The organism is Microcoleus sp. CAWBG640, from assembly GCF_020883015.1.
GTDB lineage: Bacteria > Cyanobacteriota > Cyanobacteriia > Cyanobacteriales > Microcoleaceae > Microcoleus > Microcoleus anatoxicus.
This window is the reverse complement of record NZ_JAHRFC010000014.1, coordinates 113,826-120,749: the sequence shown is the minus strand read 5'-3', so window position 1 is coordinate 120,749 and position 6,924 is coordinate 113,826. Positions and strand designations below refer to the sequence as shown.

Sequence of the window (6,924 nt, the reverse complement as noted above, 5' to 3'; positions counted from 1 at the left end):
TCTAGGTGTCTATGACGCAGTGGCACCACTCCGATTCCATCCCGAACTCGGTTGTTAAACGCTGCGGTGGCGAAGATATTTGGCGGGTCACTGCCTGAGAAAATAGCTCGATGCCTGGGATTTATTTGCCACACATAATGCCTCTTTCTCTCTTCTAGAAAGGGGCTTTGTTGTTAGACATCTCCTAAAAAGACAGTTAAGAACAGGCACAATGCCTGTTCCAGAGAAATTATGGGAGAGGTCTACTTGATTTTGATGATTTTATACCAAATCTGGGTTGAGCACCGCCTCGATCGCCCTATTTGCTCCTGGTTCCTCGAATCCGAGTTAAGGTTTAAGTACAACCTTAATGCAGTTGTCTTTTTTGTTCTTGAAAGTCTCGTAAGCTTGCGGTGCTTCTGACAAGTTCATGCGGTGGGTAATTACAAAGCTGGGATCAATTTCGCCTTTTTGAATGCGATCGAGCAAAGGCCGCAAATAGCGTTGAACGTGAGTCTGTCCCATTTTCATGGTCAAACCTTTGTTGAAAGCTGCACCTAATGGCACTTTGTCTACGAAGCCGCCGTAAACGCCGGGAATCGAGACTGTGCCACCTTTACGACAAGCCAGGATCAGTTGTCGCAATGCGGTGGGTCGATCGCTCTCCAAGCGCACAGCTTGCTTTGCTTTGTCATAAAAAGCGTCCAGACCCGTGCCGTGGGCTTCCATCCCCACAGCGTCGATGCAGGCGTCAGGCCCGCGCCCCCCAGTCATTTCGGTGACGGCTTCCCCCGCATCAATTTCTTCGTAGTTGATGATTTCGGCTTTGGCCGCAGCAGCCATCTGCAAGCGTTCCGGGAAGCGGTCGATGGCAATTACTCTATCGGCACCCAGCATAAACGCGCTTCTGATTGCAAATTGCCCCACCGGCCCGCAGCCCCAAACGGCTACCGTATCCCCCGGTTGAATGTTGCAGTTTTCTGCCGCCATGTAACCTGTAGGGAAAATATCAGTGAGAAACAATACTTGTTCGTCAGATAGTCCGTCGGGAATTTTCAAAGGACCAACATCTGCAAAGGGAACGCGAGCATATTCTGCTTGACCTCCTGCATAGCCGCCCGTTAAATGCGAGTAGCCAAACAATCCTGCCGGCGAATGACCGTAAATTTTTTCAGCCAATCCAGCATTGGGGTTAGAGTTATCGCACAGTGACCACAAATCCCGGTTACAAAAGAAGCAACTGCCGCAAGAAATTGTAAAAGGAATAACTGCGCGATCGCCCTTTTTGAGATTCTTAACTTCACTACCAACTTCAACAACTTCCCCCATGAATTCGTGACCCAGGATGTCACCGGATTGCATGGTGGGGATGTAGCCATTATAGAGGTGCAAATCTGAGCCACAAATTGCTGTAGATGTGATTTTGAAGATCGCATCTCGCGGATTAATAATTGTTGGGTCAGGTACATTATCAACTCGCACGTCATTTGCTCCGTGCCAACAAACTGCTTTCATTTTTTGGTTCTCCTCTAGTTAGCTACGAACATTTTTTGGTGTTCTCTTTGAAATTTTCGATTAGCTCAGTATCTAAATTAGGGCATTGATTTTCTCAATCTTAAATGTATAAAACTTTACTTATCTCTATCCAAGGTATGATTAAAAAATATATCTTTTGGCTGTTATCGAGACTAAAATTAGTAAAAAATCAAGCTACTAAAATATCGGTTAATTGCTTTAAAGTATGACCAGAAATGCTTGATTCACTGAATACCGAGCTTTGATAGTCTTAGCAATTACTTTTTTTAGAGTCAGGACTTATGCTATGCAAGAAGTTAAAAATTACAGTAAAATTCCTCCTCTTTAAATTATATTTGCGCCGTTCAACCTCAAATCTCGAACCATCCAGGAAGTAAATAAACACTTCGTGCTGGCTTCGCCCACGAGTAGGTCAAAATCGCTAGGAGTAGTGACAGCACAAGAAATTCATCAAACTTGAGTATAAAATCTACATACACCTCAGCTTATCTATAGTAGTAAGGTGGGATGTGTACGGCATCTTACGACTACAGACCAGCTCATTAAGTGTACTGAGTAAGTTGCAGCCTCAAACTTCTCAAGTCAGGGCTCGTCGATATAGATTCGAGGCGGGGCGGGTTTTGGATCACAAGTGCTGCTTAAATGCCGAGCTTGCGCTACAGTTGTGAAAGATTAAAGTTTATCGATCGCCTTTTATGCCTTACACTGCATCTACCCCAACAGACCCCAATCAAGCAAATATTCGTAATGCCGACTACCGCTTACTAGAGTTTAATAAGCTGACACCGATGATGCAGCGGTATGTGGAAGTCAAAGAACAATATCCCCACGCACTTTTATTATTTCGAGTCGGAGATTTTTTTGAGTGCTTTTTCCAAGATGCAGTGACGATTTCGCGGGAATTAGAGCTGGTTTGTACTAGCAAAGAAAGCGGCAAGGAAATTGGACGAGTGCCGATGACAGGAGTGCCACACCATGCACTCGATCGCTACACTTCAATGTTAGTAGAAAAAGGCTATGCTGTAGTAGTTTGTGACCAAGTAGAAGATGCAGCGATCGCAGCTAGAGAAGGCCGTCAAGTCAAGCGCGAAATTACCAGAATTCTGACTCCCGGAACTTTGACTGATGACGGAATGCTTAAACCCAAACAAAATAACTTTTTAGCAGCAATCGTTATAGCTGGAACCCATTGGGGATTGTCTTATACAGATATTTCTACCGGAGAATTTGTCACTACACAAGCAGATAGTTTAGAACAATTAAATCTAGAATTGTTGCGTTTGCAACCGTCGGAAGTGCTAGTACCAACGAATGCTCCCGATTTGGTGACTATGTTGAGACCAGGCGAAAAATCCGATCATTTACCAGAGTGTTTACCAAGTTCGTTTTGTTATTCTTTGCGATCGCAAATTCCCTTTACTTTGGGAGAGGCAAAACAGAGAATCCTGCAAAAGTTCAAAGTGCGATCGCTCGAAGGTATGGGGTGTGGACAGCTTCCCTTAGCAGTACGCGCAGCCGGGGGTTTGCTGCAATATCTCGAAGAAACTCAAAAAGGAAATGCCGTTCCTTTGCAAGTATTACACACTTATACCATCACGGATTTTCTCACACTAGACTATCAAACCCGTCGCAATCTCGAAATTACTCAAACTGTGAGAGATGGGGTTTTTCATGGTTCTTTGCTGTGGGCGATAGACAAAACTAGCACTGCAATGGGAGGTCGGGCTTTACGGCGGTGGGTGCTGCAACCTTTACTGAATATTAAAGGCATTTGCGCGCGACATGACACGATTCAAGAATTAGTAGAAGATAACTACCTGCGCCAAGATTTGCAGCAGTTATTACGCCAAATTTACGACATAGAAAGACTGACTGGGCGCACTGGTTCTGGAACAGCTAGCCCGCGAGATTTAGTCGCTTTAGCTGATTCTTTAAAAAAACTGCCTGAGTTAGCTGCGATTGCAGCCCAAGGTCGATCGCCCTATCTGAAATCACTGCAAAATGCCCCGCCAATTTTAGAAGAATTAGCAACTAAAATTCACGCTCATTTAGTTGACGAACCGCCGATTCATTTAAAAGAAGGAGGGTTGATTCGTTGGGGAATTAATTCCCTACTAGATGAAATGCGGCAAACAGCATCAGCCGATCAGGAGTGGATTGCTCATTTAGAGGCAAATGAAAGAAAACGCACCGGAATTTCTAATTTAAAAGTAGGTTACAATAAAGCTTTCGGGTATTATATCAGCATTACAAAATCGAAAGTAGACCAAGTACCAAATGACTACACGCGCAAGCAAACTCTCACTAATGAAGAACGCTACAGCACAGAAGAATTAAAACAAAGAGAAGTACGAATTCTGACAGCGCGGGAAGATTTAAATCAACTAGAATATGATATTTTTGCTCAAGTACGCGCCGAGGTAGGAGAACACGCCGAAATTATTCGCAATGTTTCCCGCGCCGTGGCCGCAGCCGATGTTTTGTGCGGTTTGGCAGAAGTAGCTGTTTATCAGAATTACTGTCGTCCAAATATGGTTGAAAGTCGGGAAATTAAAATTATTGAAGGTTGTCATCCGGTGGTCGAAAAGTCTTTACCTCCGGGCTTTTTCGTACCTAATTCGGCTTTTTTGGGTCGGGAAGAAGCGCTAAATCGACCGGATTTAATTATTTTAACTGGGCCGAATGCTAGTGGCAAAAGTTGTTATTTGCGGCAGGTGGGTTTGATTCAGTTGATGGCGCAGATGGGGAGTTTTGTGCCGGCGAAAGCTGCTACTTTGGGAATTTGCGATCGCATTTTTACCCGCGTTGGCGCGGTGGATGATTTGGCAACAGGTCAGTCTACGTTTATGGTAGAAATGAATGAAACTGCAAATATTCTCAACCACGCAACACCAAAATCCTTGGTTTTGTTAGATGAAATTGGCAGGGGAACGGCGACGTTTGACGGACTTTCGATTGCTTGGTCTGTGGCAGAATACTTGGCGAATGAGATTCGGGCGCGGACAATCTTTGCTACCCATTATCACGAATTGAATGAGTTAGCTTCTATTTTAAATAATGTAGCAAATTACCAAGTTACGGTCAAGGAATTGCCCGATCAAATAGTATTTTTGCACCAAGTTCAGCCTGGAGGTGCTGATAAGTCTTATGGGATTGAAGCGGGGAGATTAGCTGGTTTACCAACCTCGGTAATTGAGAGAGCAAGACAGGTGATGAAGCAGATTGAGAAACACAGTAAAATTGCGATCGGACTACGGAAGGGTGTGAAGAAAGAGGGGAAACAAGAGTCGGAAGGCGAACAGTTGGATATTTTTGAGGATTGAAATGATTAAATTGCGAGCCGAATCCAGGACTTAGCTATCAATTCTATTTTCAGGTCAGTAATCTGGGCATTACTGACCTGAAAATGACGAAACTGTGATACTATTCTTGAAGATATCAAAAGCTTTAAATAGGAGGATGAGATGCAAGGCAAAAGATTTATCCGAACTCTTCGCTTAAAAAACTTTCTATCCTACGGAAGTGAAGGAGAGGAAATAGAACTTCAACCCCTGAATGTGTTAATTGGCCCCAACGCATCTGGGAAGTCGAACCTAATTGATGCGGTGGGGATTTTACAGTCAACACCCAATGATATAAATACTCCATTTCGGCAAGGAGGCGGTATTGGCGAGTGGCTTTGGAAAGGTGATGAAAAAAATTCCAACAATATTCCAACAGCTACAATCGAGGCAATCGTAGATTATCCTGAAGAAACTACCCCTCTGCTCTATAAAATCTCTTTCACGATGTTAGGTCAAAAACTAGAAATTGTAGATGAAGCTGTAGAAAAGGAAGAAAAATTTGCCCCAAGTTATAAAGATGTATATTTTTTCTACCGCTATCGAAATGGCAATCCAGTCTTAAATACTAGAAAGGTCTCAGAAGAGGGAACAAGTAAAGACACTAATAGCGGAAAACGCCATCTTAGCCGTGACGAGATAAATTTTTCTCAATCAGTTTTGTCCCAAAAACAAGACAAATATTTTTACCCTGAATTAGCCTACTTAAACAATCAGTTTTCCAAGATCCGTATTTATCGGGAATGGAATTTAGGCAGGTATACGCCACCAAGAAGGCCCCAACCATCTGATTTACCAAATGACTTTCTTGAAGAAGATGTAAGTAACCTTGCTCATGTTTTGCACGAGTTAAATTTCCAAGGTTTTACACCTTTGCTGCTAGAGCAGTTGCAAAAGTTTTACGAGGCAGTAGGTGACATCACAACTAGAATTGATGGCGGTACGATACAAACATTTATCAGGGATAAAAGATTCAATAGACCAATTCCTGCTACCCGTTTATCAGATGGTACGCTTCGTTATTTGTGCTTGCTGACTTTGCTGTGCCACCCAAGTCCACCGCCCCTGATTTGTATTGAAGAACCAGAATTAGGGTTGCATCCAGATATCTTATCTACTGTTGCTGAATTGCTAATTGCGGCATCTAAAAGAACTCAAATAATTGTTACTACTCATTCTGATGCTTTAGTTTCTGGTTTGAGTGAAGTTCCAGAATCAGTCTTAGTTTGCGAACAGAATAACACAGGTACTCACTTGCGCCGTCTAGAGCCTGAGCAACTTAAACAGTGGCTGAAAAAGTACACTCTAGGAGATTTGTGGCGGATGGGACACATCGGAGGAAACCGATGGTAAGAGAGATTCGTATTTATATTGAAGGCAGTGGAGATGAAAGTGAAGATGAAAGTACAACAGAAAATATACCTCCAACACGTCCGGGATTTAGGAGTAGAATTCCGGCAGGAAAAGAGACCACAGCGGGGCTGCGAGCGGGTTTTGTTCATCTCTTCAAAGAACTCTACGATTTCGCAGAGAGCAAAGGCATAAAAATCCTGTCAATCATGTCTGGATCTCGCCGCGATGCTTGCGACGATTTCCTAATGAGTGTGGAATCTTATCCAGAGTCTTTTAATGTTTTGCTTGTTGATTCAGAATCTCCTGTTTCTGAAAGTCACACACCTTGGGAGCATTTAAGAAGCAGAAAAGAAGATCAACCTTGGATTTTGGATTCGCTGGGGATTGATGATGCTTGTTGCCACTTAATGGTGCAAACTATGGAGGCTTGGTTTATTGCTGATATTGATGCTTTAAACAAGTTTTATAATGGGGGGTTTAAAGCGGATTATCTTCGTGAAAAGCTGGAAAATCAAAGTGTAGAGAAAGTTCTTAAATACAACTTGACTAAGTGGCTGAAATCAGCCACTGATGAAACCTCTAAAGGTAAATATCACAAAACACGACACGCTCCAAAACTATTAGCACTTTTAGATATTGATAAGGTACGCAAGGCTTCTCCTAGTTGCGATCGCCTTTTTATAACCCTTACCAAAATCATAGAAATGACATAAAT

At 43.0% G+C, this 6,924-nt stretch carries 4 protein-coding genes and 1 rRNA gene; 4 read left to right on the top strand and 1 reads right to left on the bottom strand.

The window, feature by feature from the left end; genetic code table 11:
• The first annotated feature begins 1 nt into the window (after window position 1).
• Window positions 2-119, top strand: a 5S ribosomal RNA gene (gene rrf / locus AAFP11_RS10205).
• Between the two features lie 208 nt (window positions 120-327).
• On the opposite strand, the gene AAFP11_RS10200 is transcribed toward rrf, so the two are convergent.
• Window positions 328-1,494 carry a zinc-dependent alcohol dehydrogenase gene (locus tag AAFP11_RS10200; RefSeq protein ID WP_341736956.1) on the bottom strand — a complete coding sequence of 389 codons (1,167 nt, stop codon included), beginning with the start codon at window positions 1,492-1,494 and terminating at the stop codon, window positions 328-330.
• 716 nt (window positions 1,495-2,210) lie between these two features.
• Between AAFP11_RS10200 and mutS the strand changes: the two genes are divergently transcribed.
• From mutS to AAFP11_RS10185, 3 genes are all read left to right on the top strand, one after another.
• Entirely contained in the window at window positions 2,211-4,838 is a 2,628-nt protein-coding gene (gene mutS, locus AAFP11_RS10195) for a DNA mismatch repair protein MutS (protein ID WP_341736955.1), read from the top strand.
• Between the two features lie 141 nt (window positions 4,839-4,979).
• Window positions 4,980-6,209 (top strand): AAA family ATPase, encoded by a 1,230-nt coding sequence (locus AAFP11_RS10190; RefSeq protein ID WP_341736954.1) that lies wholly within the window; start codon window positions 4,980-4,982, stop codon window positions 6,207-6,209.
• Complete coding sequence (locus tag AAFP11_RS10185; RefSeq protein WP_341736953.1) at window positions 6,203-6,922, top strand: DUF4276 family protein; 720 nt, start codon at window positions 6,203-6,205, stop codon at window positions 6,920-6,922. Before AAFP11_RS10190 ends, AAFP11_RS10185 begins: the two co-directional genes overlap by 7 nt.
• Window positions 6,923-6,924 lie beyond the last annotated feature (2 nt).